Origin of the sequence: Klebsiella sp. RCJ4, from assembly GCF_009025755.1 — a bacterium.
GTDB lineage: Bacteria > Pseudomonadota > Gammaproteobacteria > Enterobacterales > Enterobacteriaceae > Klebsiella > Klebsiella michiganensis.
On record NZ_WCIN01000037.1, the window covers coordinates 90,039 to 103,974 of the forward strand.

The following is a 13,936-nucleotide window of genomic DNA, read 5'->3' on the forward strand; positions in this document are numbered from 1 at the left end:
TATATGAAAATTTTTTTCACGTACGTGATCGGAGCGTTATTTTTCACCTCTTTACTCCGGCATAAAAGAGAAATTGGCAATAATCTCAGGCATTGTGCGTGGTTGCGTGGTATAAAAAGCCCTCATTAATTGAAAAATATTTTCAATCAGGCGGTGGCGGAGAAAGAGGCTGAAAGCATGGATATCGTAGGACAGTTACAGGAAGGCATGACTCGCTTTAGCGCTCAGGAATCAAGAGTCGCGGCATTTATTCTGCAGAATTTAAGTTTTACCGCCAGCGCTTCGATTGATGAACTGGCGGTGCGCGCTGGCGTGAGCGCAGCCACAATTACCCGCTTTGCCCGCTCCGTCGGCTGCGAGGATATTCGTGATTTGCGAAAGCAGCTGGCGCAGGCTTGCGAACGTCGTACCAGCTGGCTTAACGAGGAGAGCGCCGCGCTGCCCGCCGCGTGGCGCGACAAATTAAGCCTGATTAGCACACATCTTGAGCAGCAGCTGGTGAGCACGCCCGAATCAACGCTGCAAAAGCTGCGCACGCGCCTGCAAAATGCCCGCGCCGTACACTGTTTCGCCCTCGGCGCACAGGACATCGCGCTGGCGACGCTGCTTCAGCACCAGCTGCTCTCCATCGGGATCGTGATGAATCTCTGCCAGGACAGCGCCCTGATGCGGATGATCGCCAGTACCCTCAGCGACGATCATCTCCTGCTGGTGCTGGCAACCGGCGAGGCCGACGCGATTTTGCAGGGCGCGACCCTGCTGGCCCGGGTACAGGAAGCGACAATTTTCGCCCTCACCCCCGCCAACCACGCGTTGAGCAATATGGCCTCCGCGCTGCTGCCCCTGCCTGAGAATGCTCAGGCCGCGCGTTACGCCCTGCTGCTGCTGGTTGACCTGCTTAACGACGCGCTGCTCGCCTGACGTTATTCCTTTCGGGCCTGAATTTCCTGCGTTCAGGCCCCATTTTTGCTTATTTTATAAGCGGATAAATTTACATTAAGCGCAAGCGCCCATCATTCCTGCTCTCCTCTTTTTACTTTGTTCTGCATCAATAAAATTGCAAACATCTTTGATGCAAAGCACTACATATAGAACTTAAAATGCATTCCGGCCCCACATATTGTATTAATAGTCTATTATATCACCACTCCCATCGTACTCAGGCGGTGATGGGATGTGGATAAAAAGGGCCAGGATCGGAGGGAAACGGCGGCAGCTACAGCGCCCCGGGACTTCGGTTGACCTTCCGCCTCTGTGGATAACCTGTTCTGTAAAAAATTATGGAGTGATCATGACACCGCATGTGATGAAACGCGATGGCTGTAAAGTGCCGTTCAAGTCAGAGCGCATTAATGAAGCAATTCTACGTGCAGCTAAAGCAGCGGGAGTCGATGACGCAGACTATTGCGCCACCGTCGCAGAAGTCGTTAGCCAGCAAATGCAGGGCCGCGCCCAGGTGGATATCAGCGAGATCCAGACCGCCGTTGAGAACCAGCTGATGTCCGGTCCCTACAAGCAGCTGGCGCGCGCCTACATTGAATATCGCCACGACCGCGATAGCCAACGTGAAAAGCGCGGTCGTCTGAACCAGGAAATTCGCGGCCTGGTTGAGCAGACCAACTCGGCGTTACTCAACGAGAACGCCAACAAAGACAGTAAAGTCATCCCTACCCAGCGCGATCTGCTGGCGGGCATCGTCGCCAAGCACTACGCGCGCCAGCACCTGCTGCCGCATGACGTGGTCATGGCCCACGAGCGCGGCGTGATCCACTATCACGATCTCGACTACTCCCCGTTCTTCCCGATGTTCAACTGTATGCTGATCGATCTTAAAGGCATGCTGACCCAGGGATTTAAAATGGGCAACGCCGAGATTGAGCCGCCGAAGTCGATCTCTACCGCTACCGCGGTAACGGCGCAGATTATCGCTCAGGTCGCCAGCCATATTTATGGCGGTACGACCATCAACCGCATCGACGAAGTGCTGGCGCCGTTTGTTACCGAAAGCTTCAATAAGCACCGTAAAATTGCCGAAGAGTGGCACATCCCCGACGCCGAAGGCTACGCCCGTTCCCGCACCGAGAAAGAGTGCTACGACGCCTTCCAGTCGCTGGAATATGAAGTGAACACCCTGCATACCGCCAACGGTCAAACGCCGTTCGTGACCTTCGGTTTCGGCCTCGGCACCAGCTGGGAATCGCGTCTGATTCAGCAGTCCATTCTGCGCAACCGCATTGCGGGGCTCGGTAAAAACCGTAAAACGGCGGTATTCCCGAAGCTGGTCTTCGCCATTCGCGACGGCCTGAACCACAAGTTCGGCGATGCGAACTACGACATTAAACAGCTGGCGCTGGAGTGCGCGAGCAAGCGCATGTATCCGGATATTCTTAACTACGATCAGGTCGTGAAGGTGACCGGCTCGTTCAAAACCCCGATGGGCTGCCGCAGCTTCCTCGGCGTGTGGGAAAACGAGGACGGCGAACAGGTGCACGATGGCCGCAACAACCTCGGCGTTATCAGCCTCAACCTGCCGCGCATCGCGCTGGAAGCCCGTGGCGACGAGACTGAGTTCTGGAAACTTCTCGACGAACGCCTGCAGCTGGCGCGTAAAGCGCTGATGACCCGCATCGCCCGCCTGGAAGGGGTGAAGGCTCGCGTGGCGCCGATTCTGTATATGGAAGGCGCCTGCGGCGTGCGTCTGAAAGCGGACGACGATGTCTCTGAGATTTTCAAAAACGGCCGCGCGTCGATTTCGCTGGGCTATATCGGCATTCATGAAACCATCAACGCGCTGTTCGGCAACAAGCATATGTACGATAGCGCAGCGCTGCGTGAGAAAGGCGTCGCCATCGTTCAGCGCCTGCGCGAAGCGGTAGACCAGTGGAAAGACGAGACGGGCTACGGCTTTAGCCTGTACAGCACGCCGAGCGAAAACCTCTGCGACCGCTTCTGCCGTCTGGATACCGCTGAGTTCGGCGTGATCGAAGGCGTAACCGATAAAGGGTATTACACCAACAGCTTCCACCTTGACGTAGAGAAGAAGGTAAACCCGTACGATAAAATCGATTTTGAAGCGCCTTACCCGCCGCTGGCTAACGGAGGCTTTATTTGCTACGGCGAGTACCCGAATATTCAGCACAACCTGAGAGCGCTGGAAGACGTGTGGGATTACAGCTATCAGCACGTGCCCTATTACGGAACCAATACGCCGATCGACGAATGCTACGAGTGCGGCTTTACCGGTGAGTTCGAATGCACCAGCAAAGGCTTCACCTGCCCGAAATGCGGCAACCACGATGCCTCCCGCGTGTCGGTAACCCGCCGCGTGTGCGGATATCTCGGGAGCCCGGACGCCCGTCCGTTCAACGCCGGCAAGCAGGAAGAAGTGAAGCGCCGGGTTAAGCACCTGGGCAACGGGCAGATCGGTTAATTCCGTGTGGTTTAGCCCCTCCCCTAATCCTCTCCCCTGCCGGGAGAGGGGACCGGCCCCGTAGCCGTTTGGCCACTAAGGAGCCGTTCCCGGATCGCGGCGCAAAGCGCCTTATCCGGGCTACAACCGCGTATGCGGCTTTTCGTAGCCCGGCCGAGCGCAGCGACGCCGGGAGCCGTTCCCTTTACAAATGCAAAGCCCCTCCGTTTTCGCAAAGCAATTCGCGTCAGAGCAAGGCGGCAAACGAGGGAATCCCCGGGAGCGTACATTAAGTACGTGACTGGGGTGAGCGAGCGCAGCCAACGCGGCTATGGCGTTAATTGAGAAGCGAAAAATGAATTACCATCAATATTACCCGGTAGATATCGTTAACGGTCCGGGCACTCGCTGCACCCTGTTCGTTTCCGGCTGCGTTCACGAGTGCCCCGGCTGCTACAACAAAAGCACCTGGCGGCTAAACTCCGGCATGCCGTTCACCGCCGAGATGGCCGACCGCATTATTGCTGACCTCAACGATACCCGCGTTAAGCGCCAGGGGATCACGCTTTCCGGCGGCGACCCGCTGCACCCGCAGAACGTCCCGGAGATCCTTAAGCTGGTGCAGCGCGTTCGCGCCGAGTGCCCCGGCAAAGATATCTGGGTGTGGACCGGCTACAAGCTGGACGAACTTAACGCCGCGCAGATGCAGGTGGTGGATCTCATCAACGTGCTGGTTGATGGCAAATTTGTGCAGGACTTAAAAGACCCGGCGCTAATCTGGCGCGGCAGCAGCAACCAGGTTGTACATCATTTGCGTTAATACCAGCATGGCGTTCATCAGTTAATTTTCACCAGACCACCTTTAATCACCAGCATCCCGCCGCCGTCAACGGTCTGGGTGGCACTGGCTTTGCTGGTCAGAGTAGCCTTAGCTTCCTGGCTGATGGTTGCCGCTTTCTGGGTCAGTGAGGATTTGGCTTCACTGGCGATGCTGGCGGCATCCAGCTTCATGCTGCCTGACGCGCTGGCGTTAAGACCCGCCCCACTCTTTATGTCCAGGGTTTTGCCGCTCTCCAGGGTGAGCGTGCCGCTGACCTTAATCGTCAGATTACCGTCAACATTGAGCGTGTAGTTGCCTTTTACCTTATGCGTCTCATTACCGTCGATGGCGTGTTCCTGATCGCCCTTCACCGTTACGCTGCGTTTCTCTTTCACCTCCAGCATGTCGCTGCCCTTGTCGATTTTCACCGTGCGACTGCCCTTTTTCAGGGTGACGGTTTCGTTGCCCTCTTCGATGGTGCGGGTACGATCGTTTTTGACGCTGTGAATTTCATCGTGGCTAATCCTGGTGTGACTGTCGTTCAGTATGTTGAGCTGGAAGTCCTTTTGCGCCTGCATCGCCAGCAGCTCGGCATCTTTTTTGTCATCGAAGCGCAGTTCGTTGAAGCCTTTTTCGCTGCGGGTTTTAATACCGGACTGGGTTTGATTCGCCGGTAGCGCATACGGCAGAGCATTCGCGCCGTTGTACACACAGCCGGTAATGAGCGGCTTATCCGGGTCGCCGTCGATAAAGCTCACCACCACTTCCTGGCCGATACGCGGGATAAACTGCGCGCCAAAACCGTTGCCGCTCCAGGCGGTAGCAACCCGCAGCCAGCAGGAGCTGGTCTCATCGTTTTTGCCTTCCCGATCCCACGGAAACTGCACCTTTACCCGTCCGAGCTTGTCGGTCCAGTTTTCTTCTCCGTTTTTGCCAACCACCGTTGCGGTTTGCGTAGGCATAAACGGCTTTGGCGTGGCGTACCGTGGTTGATACGGCGTGGCTTTCGGGATAGCGGTAAAGCGGTTGCGATAGCGTTCACCGTCATATTCATGGCTGACGGCGGTGATGAGCCAGTCGATATTTAATGCTTTGTCGTCATGATCGGCAAGGGTAAACCAGTGCCCTGCCATCAGCGCTGCGCAGTCGCTTTCGGCGATAAGCTGTTTCGGCTGCTCAGATTGATCATTGCCGGGGTGCGCCCCCTGCGCGATGGCCTGTAAACGCAGCTCTACCTGGCGAATTATCCCGGTTTCCCGGGCGCCGCTTGATATTGCCTGATACTTCACCTTTTTGCCGCCAGAAATGGCCGGGAAGGCGCTATTATCATCCGCCAGCACCAGCGTGTGCTTGCCTTCTTTATGGGTGAAGAACCAGAAGATCCCCTCCTGCTCCAGCAGCCGTGAGACAAAATTGAAGTCGCTTTCGTTATATTGCAGGCAGTATTCGCGTTTTTGGGGTTGGGTTTTGAGCTGGAATGTGTAGTCGCTAAATCCGGCATCCTTAAACACTTTCGCGACGATCTCCTGCGCGCTGAGGTTCTGGAAAACGCGGTTGTTGTTGCCGAGCGTCAGCCACCACAGCCACGGGCGCAGCACAAACTGATAGCGGACAGCGTTGCCGTTTGCCGGAAGCAGGCGCGCTTCGGCGATCAGCCCGTCGTAGTCAGCGCTGTTTATGGCGGCGGTAAGATGGGCCGCCAGCGTGGTATTAAGGGTTAACGGCGCAGAGGCGGTAGCGGCGATGGTCGCGGTGGTCAGGCCGTTAAGTTGCGATTCGGTGCGCGCGGTCGCGGCGGTGAGGCCGTTTAAGGTTGGAGCGATGAGTTTTATTATGGTGGTTTCGGGCATAGGAAACTCCTTTTCAGCAGCAGCGCTAACGCCGGTCAGCCTGATGATAAACATCATCACCATCGCACCGACCTATGGCGATCGCAGGAACGATAACCTACTCATCCTCGACCTGATACCCGGCGCTACGTAGCTTGATTTTATAGCGGTATAATTTACCGGAAAGGCAGGCGGTGCGAAGCTTCCACCCTCAGCTACCTTTTTTATTCGTCGCCATATCCCAAACGGAAGAGACGTTGCCTTCTTTCTGACTATCCGATTTCTGAGCGCTGATTTCCCATTTAATTTTGGTAAAGTTCAGCGACATTGTTTCGACCGGCTTGCCGCCGGAACCGCCGCTAACGCTCAGATGTGAGATAACGACATTCGTCAGGGTATATATGATGAATGGCAGCATTTTACCGTTATCATTACGGCACAACGTCAGCACAGCTTCTTTAATCATTTTCCCGCTACAGCAGTACTCATTGAGCTTTGGCGTCGCGAGATCGACAAACTTGGTCAACGACATTTCACCGACATGCGCCCGCCCTGAGGTGCGTTCATTATTACTGACGTCGTTGGTGACCGGCATCGCCACGTTATGGCTGAAGGTCATGATCTCAAGCTGTTTTTCAAATCCTTTGGCCTGACTTTCACCTTCGATATTGTCGAGCTTTAAAAAAATCACATCCATGGGTTACTCCTTATCAATCAGACGGCAACCGGTAGCGGCAATTCCGCCATCAGCCGAATCGCACCGTTTTTTTTCACATTCCCGTTATTTTTACGCACATTGAACTAATACAATAACTTTAATGCTAAGCGTCTTCGCCTATATTCATCCTTTCTTATTACGAGAATATTCGTAGCGCTACTTATATCGCCATACTATCCAAATGGTATTTTTACGGCGACCATAAGCAATATAAAAGACACAACCACAAATAAATATCAATCAAATTATTCGCTGCCAATCACCGAGTGAAAATTGATAAAAATCAAATTAAAAACAAGTAATTAATCAAAATCAATTAGATGTAAAGCAACCAATCAAAATATACATCGATGAAAACCTCTCGCTGATATTAACGCTTTAACAGGTTAAATTATAAATAGTGATGTGAATCAAAAAACGCATCTGCTTTATTTATTACTTTGGTTATGTAGTATCTGTTCAAACTAATAAACGGGCACTTAAGGTTATAAAGGCGCATCAGTTTATTCCGCGAGTCATCGTCCGCCGACTATGGCGGCAACTGGGGGTATTACCATGAGCTGTCCCGGAGTTTGTACCGGCGCATTATTGCAGTGTTCATTTGGCATCGCGCCTGGCACGCTGAACATACTGCCCACAAGCCGCACCCTCGTCAGCAACATGCCGATGGCGAATATTATGGATAACAAACCGTTTGTGAATATTATGCCGTTCGGGATGTGCAGCAGTATTGCCAATCCGACGGTTGCCGCCGCCACCGCCGCGGCGCTCGGTGTGCTGACGCCGATGCCCTGTATTCCGACAACGCCCGCGCCGTGGGCGCCGGGTTCGCCAACGGTGCTGGTGGGAAATATGCCCGCCCTCACCGCCCAGTCGAAGTTAATCTGCATATGGGGCGGGGTAATTCAAATTAGTTTTCCGGGACAGGTGACGACGGTCGTGGCATGATTTTGTGAACGGTGACAGATGCATAAAACGTGGCGAAGGGCCGTACGGTAAAAATCAAAACCGGCTGACGCACTCCATGGCCACCGTTTTAAACTCAGCAAAACTGCGGGTGGCGGCAAGGCGGGCCATTGCCCGTTCGCGCAGGAATGTGACGAAAATATCGTAGATGGCCATTGCCTCTTCATACTCGCTTTTACTGATGGCGAGCAGGAAGATGATATGCGCGGTTTCATCGCCCCAGGCGATACCGTGCGGGGCGATGACCGTATAGACCACGGTCTTTTTCGCCAGCAGGCCGAGGGCGTGAGGCAGCGCGATCCCGTCGCCGAGCATGGTGCTGACGATAGCCTCACGCTCCACCACCGACCCATGAAACTCCGCTCCGACAAACCCCTCCTGCTGCAGCTGCTGGCACAGCGTGGCAAACAGCGCCTGCTGATCCATCGGGGTATCTATCACCTGGAAGTGGGCCTCATCAAAATATTTATTCAGCATCCAGGGACGCGTGCGGTCCACCAGCACCAGCTTGCCGATTTGGTCGAGCTGGTAGTCGGTAGGAAACGGCGCAATGGTGACCACCGGCTTCTCTTTCTCGCTGATGCGCACGGTGGAAATAACAAAATCTTCCGCGATCTCTTCCCGCTGTTCATATTCGCGTTGCGAAAGGGTGGCGGCAATTTCCAGCTGCGGATACTTACGCTGCAGGATGGCTTCAATCATCCGCACCATCGCGTTGCTGGTATCGCAGACCAGCAGCACCTGCGGCTGACGCTGATAGCCGATATTGTAATGGCGCTCCAGCCCGACGCCGATATGCAGCACCAGAAAGCCGATCTCGTTTTCGCTGATGGCGTAGGGAGTATATTTCCCCCAGCTCGATACCGCCGCCAGGGTCATGTCCCACGCCATGGGGTAGTGCTGTTTGATATTTTCCAGAAGCGGGTTGGGGATCATTATCTGGTAGCGCACGCGGGTGATCATGGTCTTAATATGGGTCAGTAAATCCGCATGCAGCTGGGCATCGTCCAGCAGATTGTAGTTATATTGCTGATTGATATAGCGCAGGATGTAGTTCACCAGCGCTTCATCGTCGTCGGCGCTGATGGTGCCCGGATCGACGTCCTGCACCTGGCGGGCGGCAAGGTGGACGCACAGCCACTCTTCTTCCGCCGGAGCAAGCAGTTTGCCCGCCAGCTGCTGCATCGTGTTTGCCAGCTCGCGTGCGGCGTCGCGTACGTTTTGCGCCACATCCTCGGCGCTAAAATCCGCCAGCGGATACCCTTCGCTCACGCGGCGCACGGCAACCGCGCCGTACAGGCAGATAAAGCGCTCCCCGGCGTCCGTCAGCCGCACGTGATGGCGGGTTAACGTCTCCTGCAGCACGCCGGCCAGCAGCGTCGGTACGCTGGCGTCAAACGCCTCTTCGCCAATAAGCGGGTTAAGCGGCCCCTGCTGGCTCAGCTCCCACAGCAGATCGGTCAGGCAGGCGCGAATGGAGACCTCGCTGCCGAACAGCTTCATGCCGTGGCGCGGCCGGGTCTCGAGGGTGAGCTGATAACGCTGAAAACGCTCGCGTACGTCAACCATATCGCCCTGTAAGGTGGCGCGGCTGACGAACCACGTATCGGCCAGATCCTCCAGCTTGATAGAAAACGCGGAAGTTAAAAAGCGCACCAGCAAAAAGTGGATGCGATCCGCCGCGGTTCGCGGGATATGCTGCGCTTTCGGCGCGCTCTCTTCCAGCGTCTGATAGCGCGTCGGATCGTGAATCACCAGCTGATAGCCGCTGCCGCGGCTGAGGATAAACTGCGCGCCGTAGTGCAGCAGCAGCGCGTTCAGCGCGGTGATGTCCGCGCGTACCGTGCGAGTAGAAACCGACAGCCGCTGCGCCAGCTCCTCCTGCGGCAGCGTTTCGTTTTGCAACAGAGTAAACAGCTGCGCTAAACGTTGATGGGGAAATCGCATGTCAGTTCCTTTTTCTTACGGCTCAGGGTTGAGCGGATATCACCATCTGCGACGGGCTGCCAACCGGGGTGTAGTCCGGAGAGAACGTCAGCCTGCCATCCTTCGGCGCGACGCGAAAGCGGGTGATGTTGTCGCTACGCTGGTTCATGACGTACAGCCACTGCCCCTGACTGTCCAGCGTCAGCGTGCGCGGATAGTCGCCGCGGGTCCAGATATCGTCCTGGTGGCTCAGGCTGCCGTCAGCCAGCACCGTAAAGTGGGCGATACTGTTATGCAGTCGGTTGGCGACGTACAGCTGCTTGCCGTCGCGGCTCAGGACCAGGCCGGCGGCAAAGCTGGTGCCCTTATACTCTGCAGGCAGCGCCGAGACCGTTTTCCCCTCGCGCAGCAGGCCGCTTTGCTTATCGAGATGATAAAAAGTGAGCGTCGACGCCTCTTCGTTAATCAACCATAGTCCGTCACCCTGCGGCGTAAACACAAAGTGGCGCGGTCCGGCGCCGGGAGATGAGGCCGCGATAAACGGCGGATCGTTCGGCGTCAGCTTCCCTGTGGCGCTATCCAGCCGGTACTGATAGATCCGGTCCAGGCCGAGATCGGTGGAGTAAACGAATTTACCGCTGGGATCGGCGGCGATCATATGGGCGTGGGGGCCGTTATGATCGCTAATGGCAAAACTGCCTTCGACGGCTGCCGCCGGGCGTTCCGCGCCCGCAGATCCTTGATCCTGACGCACATCCACCGCCTCGCCCAGGTTACCATCTTCTTTCACCGGCAGCACGGCGATACTGCCGCTGACGTAGTTTGCCACCAGCAGATGACGTCCATCGGGGGTCAGGGAGAGATAAACCGGCCCGGCGCCGCCGGAAGCGACCTGATTCAGCTCGCTCAGTTCACCGTTGCTGCCGATGCGCCACGCCTGCACCACTCCCTTTTCCACTTCGCTGGCGCCGTACAGGGTTTTGCCATCCGCCGAGACGGTAAGCTGGGCCAGGTCAGGCAGCGTCCCGACCAGCGTTTTATCGCGCAGCGCCCCGGTCTGGCTATCGACGGTAAAGCGATATAGCCCTTCGCCATTGGGGTTGTAGGTGCCGACCCAGGCGTACTGGGTTTGCGCAGCGGCGCCGGCGGCGAGCAGAGAGAGTGAAGCAACAAGCAGGTGACGAGCGGTTGGCATGGTGACTCCTTGATGGTTCGGTGGCGGTTTCCCTTCGCCCTAACCCTCTCCCCGTTGGGGAGAGGGCCGGGTGAGGGATAATCGGCGCTATTTTACTAACTGTTTGGTGATCGAAAGCAGCTGACGCACGTCCGCCGGGCGGGTGTGACCGCTGGCTTTATCAATAATCGAACTGTAGATATGCGGGATAATTTTACTTACCCCTGCGTCCAGCGCGATCTGCAGGATCTCGCCGTAGTTTTCCAGATCGATCCCGCCGGTGGGCTCCAGCCAGAAATCATGACGGGCGCAGGCCTCGGCCACCGCAATAAACTCGTCGCGATGCTTCAGCCCGCCCATCGGGAAATATTTAATCGAACTGCCGCCCATATCTTTCAGCAGCGCAATCGCCGTTTCCAGCGGTACGATGCCGTCCGGCGCGCCGCTGCTGAGCGGGCCGGTGGAGATCTTCACCATTCCCGGCGTACCGGTTGGCGACACCAGGCCGTTAACCACGGTTTCGTTCTGCCCCAGCAGCGCGCGGCTGGTCGCCACGCCGGTAAATACCTGATTGACGTGCTGCGGCTGCACCTGACGCGAAATTTCGCTGACCATCGCCGACTGGTTCGGGTCGCCCGCGCCCAGTCCCACGGAGAGCGCGTTATCAATCCGCTGCGCGTATTCACGCATATCGGCAACCGCGCTGGCGACGTCCGGGTAATTTTTGGAGAGCACGCCCACCAGTACATGACCTTCCGCCGCCTCATAAATCTCGCTGGCGTTCTCTTTGCTCCCCGCCAGCACGTTCAGGCAGACGCGGTCACGATAAAAATTAGGGGTCAGTTTCATGCGTTTTTCTCCTTGTTCAAAACTTCTGCGATGCGACGGGAGACAATCTCCAGCTGCTGCGCGTTCACGCTGCGGACATCGGCTTCAATAATGCCTTCATTTGCTTTATAGCCACGGAAGTAGATGGCGTATTCGCCCTGCTTCAGCGCATTGACCAGATCGCCGGTATCGACGCCGGTCACCGCTTCATCAAACTTGATCTCCGCCCGCGCGATATCGCGGCCGGCGCTGTCCCAGACCACGCGCGCGGTGACGCCATCGAGCGTATTGAGCTGCTGAATAAACGGCGTCATCTTCGCCACCATCTCTTCACCGCTCTCTTTGCGCGCCGTCAGATAGTGCTCAATGGCGCAGGTCAGGCCGAGGATCCCCTCTTTGCCCACCTTCATCGCCCGGCCAATGCCGTTCGACTGACGTTTAACCCACTCAACGTATTGGGTTTTGCCAATCACCAGCCCGCTGGTCGGCCCTTCGATCGCCTTCGCGCCGCTATAAATCACCAGATCCGCGCCGGCGCGATAGTAGGCCTGGAGGTCTTCCTCCGCCGCCGCGTCGACAATCAGCGGCAGATTATGGCTCTGCGCCACCGCTGCCGCCTGCGCCACGTTGAGCATGCTTTTCTGCACGCAGTGGTGGGATTTGATATACAGAATGGCCGCGGTGCGCGGGGTAATGGCCGCCGCCAGCTGCCCGGCGGAACATTCATTGGCGTAGCCCGCTTCCACCAGCCTACCGCCGCCCAGCGCCACCATGGTGCCCACCGGCGCGCCAAAATTGACGTTATGACCCTTAGGCAGCACGATTTCGTTGTTTTCAATCGGCGTCACGTGCAGGTTTTCCAGCAGCCAGTCGCTGTCTTTTACCAGCACCGCCGCCACCGACTGGGCGATGCCCGCCGAGGCGCAGGAGACGACGGTCGCCCCTTCCACGTCCAGCAGCTTCGCAATATACGCGCCGGTTTTATTGACCAGATCTTTCATCTCGAAGTACTGGTTCATCCCCGCCATCGCGGCATCCACCACTTCCGGCCGCGGCGTGGAGACGCCGAGAATGGTCATACGACCGGAGGTATTAATCACCTGTTTTAAATCATATTTCTCAAAAATCGAAGGCATTTTCCGCGCTCCCTTGTTCGGTCAGATAGCCCTTGCCCGCGCGAACGGCGGCAAGCGGCAGCAGAATCTTGTCGGTCTGAAGGCTCTCTTTTTCCGCATCCACCAGCACCGTTGGCGTCTGCGCGAGGGTAAACAGCGTCAGGTCGGCGTCGTAACCCACTTCCAGCCGCCCTTTGTGGCTAAGACGCAGGCCTTCAGCGGCGTTAGCGGTCACGCAGTCAATGACCTGCGGCAGCGACATGCCAATGGCGAGGAATTTCGACATCACCAGCGCCAGCGAGCGCACCGGGCCGTCGATACGGTTGCGGCAGTAAATATCGGAGCTGATGGTGTGCGGCAGAATGCCCATAGCAATCGCCCGCCGCGCCACCTCGAAGCTGAAGCTGGCGGTGCCGTGGCCGATATCAAGGCGCACGCCGCGCTGTAGCGCGCGGGAAATCGAGCTTTTCAGCTCGCCGGACGGCGTCAGGATACGATTGGGTTTACCGTTGTAGCAGTGGGTAATGATGTCGCCGGAGGTGAGCAGGTCGGCGATCTCATCCAGGTCGGGCGGATTGTTGCCGATATGCACCATCAGCGGCAGGCCGCCGTTTTCCTGCTGAATCGCCTTTGCGCGCGCCAGCGGCGTAATGCCGTTTTCCCCCACCACGCTGCTGCTCATCCGCGCCTTCAGGCCGACGATAAAGTTCGGGTAGCGATTGACCGCCTGCATCACCGCCTCCGCGTCGATATTCGCCATATTGGCCAGTTCATTCTGGGCAATCAGCCCGACGCGGGAGATGTTAAGCAGGGCGTAAACTTCGGTCGCGGCTTTGCGGGTCAGCTGGTAGAAATCATCCACGTCGTCCGCGCCGGTGCTGCCCGCGTCAATCACGGTGGTCACGCCGGTAGCAACCCCCACGCTGTCCGGCTCATCATGGTAAATCGGCGAGTTCGGATAGCAGTGAACGTGAGAGTCAATCCAGCCTGCGCTGACGTAATAGCGACCGTCCAGCTCAAGGGTTTTGCGCGCAGGCGCGCTAATCACGCCAAGCGCCGCGATTTTACCGTCCCGGATGGCGATATCGGTCAGGGTATCGTCGACGAGGCGCGCACGGCGCAGGAGTAAATCAAACATATCTCTCTCCTGT

At 56.8% G+C, this 13,936-nt stretch carries 11 protein-coding genes; 4 read left to right on the forward strand and 7 right to left on the reverse strand.

Translation table 11 applies throughout. The annotated features are described in order from the left end of the window. The first annotated feature begins 177 nt into the window (after positions 1 to 177). The 3 genes from F8562_RS13925 (at position 178) to nrdG (ending at position 4,229) form a co-directional block, all read left to right on the forward strand. Entirely contained in the window at positions 178 to 921 is a 744-nt protein-coding gene (locus F8562_RS13925; protein ID WP_032695179.1) for a MurR/RpiR family transcriptional regulator, read from the forward strand. Between the two features lie 370 nt (positions 922 to 1,291). Further along, a complete protein-coding gene (gene nrdD, locus F8562_RS13930; protein ID WP_032747666.1) occupies positions 1,292 to 3,430 on the forward strand; it encodes an anaerobic ribonucleoside-triphosphate reductase in 2,139 nt (712 codons plus the stop codon). Positions 3,431 to 3,764: 334 nt separating this feature from the next. Continuing rightward, positions 3,765 to 4,229, forward strand: a complete 465-nt coding sequence (nrdG, locus tag F8562_RS13935) for an anaerobic ribonucleoside-triphosphate reductase-activating protein (protein ID WP_014227659.1) — start codon at positions 3,765 to 3,767, stop codon at positions 4,227 to 4,229. A gap of 17 nt (positions 4,230 to 4,246) precedes the next feature. Here the strand turns inward: nrdG and F8562_RS13940 are convergent, their stop codons facing one another. Together F8562_RS13940 and F8562_RS13950 are read right to left on the reverse strand one after the other, a co-directional pair. Then, positions 4,247 to 6,079 (reverse strand): type VI secretion system Vgr family protein, encoded by a 1,833-nt coding sequence (locus F8562_RS13940; RefSeq protein ID WP_094909401.1) that lies wholly within the window; start codon positions 6,077 to 6,079, stop codon positions 4,247 to 4,249. 190 nt (positions 6,080 to 6,269) lie between these two features. Next, positions 6,270 to 6,755 (reverse strand): Hcp family type VI secretion system effector, encoded by a 486-nt coding sequence (locus tag F8562_RS13950; RefSeq protein ID WP_014227657.1) that lies wholly within the window; start codon positions 6,753 to 6,755, stop codon positions 6,270 to 6,272. 576 nt (positions 6,756 to 7,331) lie between these two features. Between F8562_RS13950 and F8562_RS13955 the strand changes: the two genes are divergently transcribed. Further along, a complete protein-coding gene (locus tag F8562_RS13955; RefSeq protein WP_042933953.1) occupies positions 7,332 to 7,724 on the forward strand; it encodes a DUF4280 domain-containing protein in 393 nt (130 codons plus the stop codon). 54 nt (positions 7,725 to 7,778) lie between these two features. On the opposite strand, the gene F8562_RS13960 is transcribed toward F8562_RS13955, so the two are convergent. The 5 genes from F8562_RS13960 to F8562_RS13980 form a co-directional block, all read right to left on the reverse strand. Further along, positions 7,779 to 9,689: a BglG family transcription antiterminator gene (locus F8562_RS13960; RefSeq protein WP_014837213.1), complete on the reverse strand. Its 1,911-nt coding sequence runs from the start codon at positions 9,687 to 9,689 to the stop codon at positions 7,779 to 7,781. 22 nt (positions 9,690 to 9,711) lie between these two features. Continuing rightward, the gene (locus F8562_RS13965) at positions 9,712 to 10,863 is read right to left on the reverse strand and encodes a lactonase family protein (RefSeq protein ID WP_089046403.1); all 1,152 of its coding nucleotides are present in this window, start codon (positions 10,861 to 10,863) and stop codon (positions 9,712 to 9,714) included. Positions 10,864 to 10,950: 87 nt separating this feature from the next. Continuing rightward, positions 10,951 to 11,691, reverse strand: coding sequence for a 2-dehydro-3-deoxy-phosphogluconate aldolase (gene dagF, locus F8562_RS13970; RefSeq protein WP_014227653.1), 741 nt, complete (start codon positions 11,689 to 11,691; stop codon positions 10,951 to 10,953). Then, a complete protein-coding gene (locus F8562_RS13975; RefSeq protein WP_014227652.1) occupies positions 11,688 to 12,806 on the reverse strand; it encodes a DgaE family pyridoxal phosphate-dependent ammonia lyase in 1,119 nt (372 codons plus the stop codon). Before F8562_RS13975 ends, dagF begins: the two co-directional genes overlap by 4 nt. Beyond that, entirely contained in the window at positions 12,790 to 13,923 is a 1,134-nt protein-coding gene (locus F8562_RS13980) for an amidohydrolase/deacetylase family metallohydrolase (protein ID WP_014837212.1), read from the reverse strand. Before F8562_RS13980 ends, F8562_RS13975 begins: the two co-directional genes overlap by 17 nt. Between the last annotated feature and the right edge of the window lie 13 nt (positions 13,924 to 13,936).

Excerpts from the sequence above, each read along its gene's own strand:
- F8562_RS13925 (WP_032695179.1), top strand. The coding sequence starts at position 178 with ATGGATATCGTAGGACAGTTACAGGAAGGCATGACTCGCTTTAGCGCT.
- nrdD (WP_032747666.1), top strand. The coding sequence starts at position 1,292 with ATGACACCGCATGTGATGAAACGCGATGGCTGTAAAGTGCCGTTCAAG.
- nrdG (WP_014227659.1), top strand. The coding sequence starts at position 3,765 with ATGAATTACCATCAATATTACCCGGTAGATATCGTTAACGGTCCGGGC.
- F8562_RS13940 (WP_094909401.1), bottom strand. The coding sequence starts at position 6,079 with ATGCCCGAAACCACCATAATAAAACTCATCGCTCCAACCTTAAACGGC.
- F8562_RS13950 (WP_014227657.1), bottom strand. The coding sequence starts at position 6,755 with ATGGATGTGATTTTTTTAAAGCTCGACAATATCGAAGGTGAAAGTCAG.
- F8562_RS13955 (WP_042933953.1), top strand. The coding sequence starts at position 7,332 with ATGAGCTGTCCCGGAGTTTGTACCGGCGCATTATTGCAGTGTTCATTT.
- F8562_RS13960 (WP_014837213.1), bottom strand. The coding sequence starts at position 9,689 with ATGCGATTTCCCCATCAACGTTTAGCGCAGCTGTTTACTCTGTTGCAA.
- F8562_RS13965 (WP_089046403.1), bottom strand. The coding sequence starts at position 10,863 with ATGCCAACCGCTCGTCACCTGCTTGTTGCTTCACTCTCTCTGCTCGCC.
- dagF (WP_014227653.1), bottom strand. The coding sequence starts at position 11,691 with ATGAAACTGACCCCTAATTTTTATCGTGACCGCGTCTGCCTGAACGTG.
- F8562_RS13975 (WP_014227652.1), bottom strand. The coding sequence starts at position 12,806 with ATGCCTTCGATTTTTGAGAAATATGATTTAAAACAGGTGATTAATACC.
- F8562_RS13980 (WP_014837212.1), bottom strand. The coding sequence starts at position 13,923 with ATGTTTGATTTACTCCTGCGCCGTGCGCGCCTCGTCGACGATACCCTG.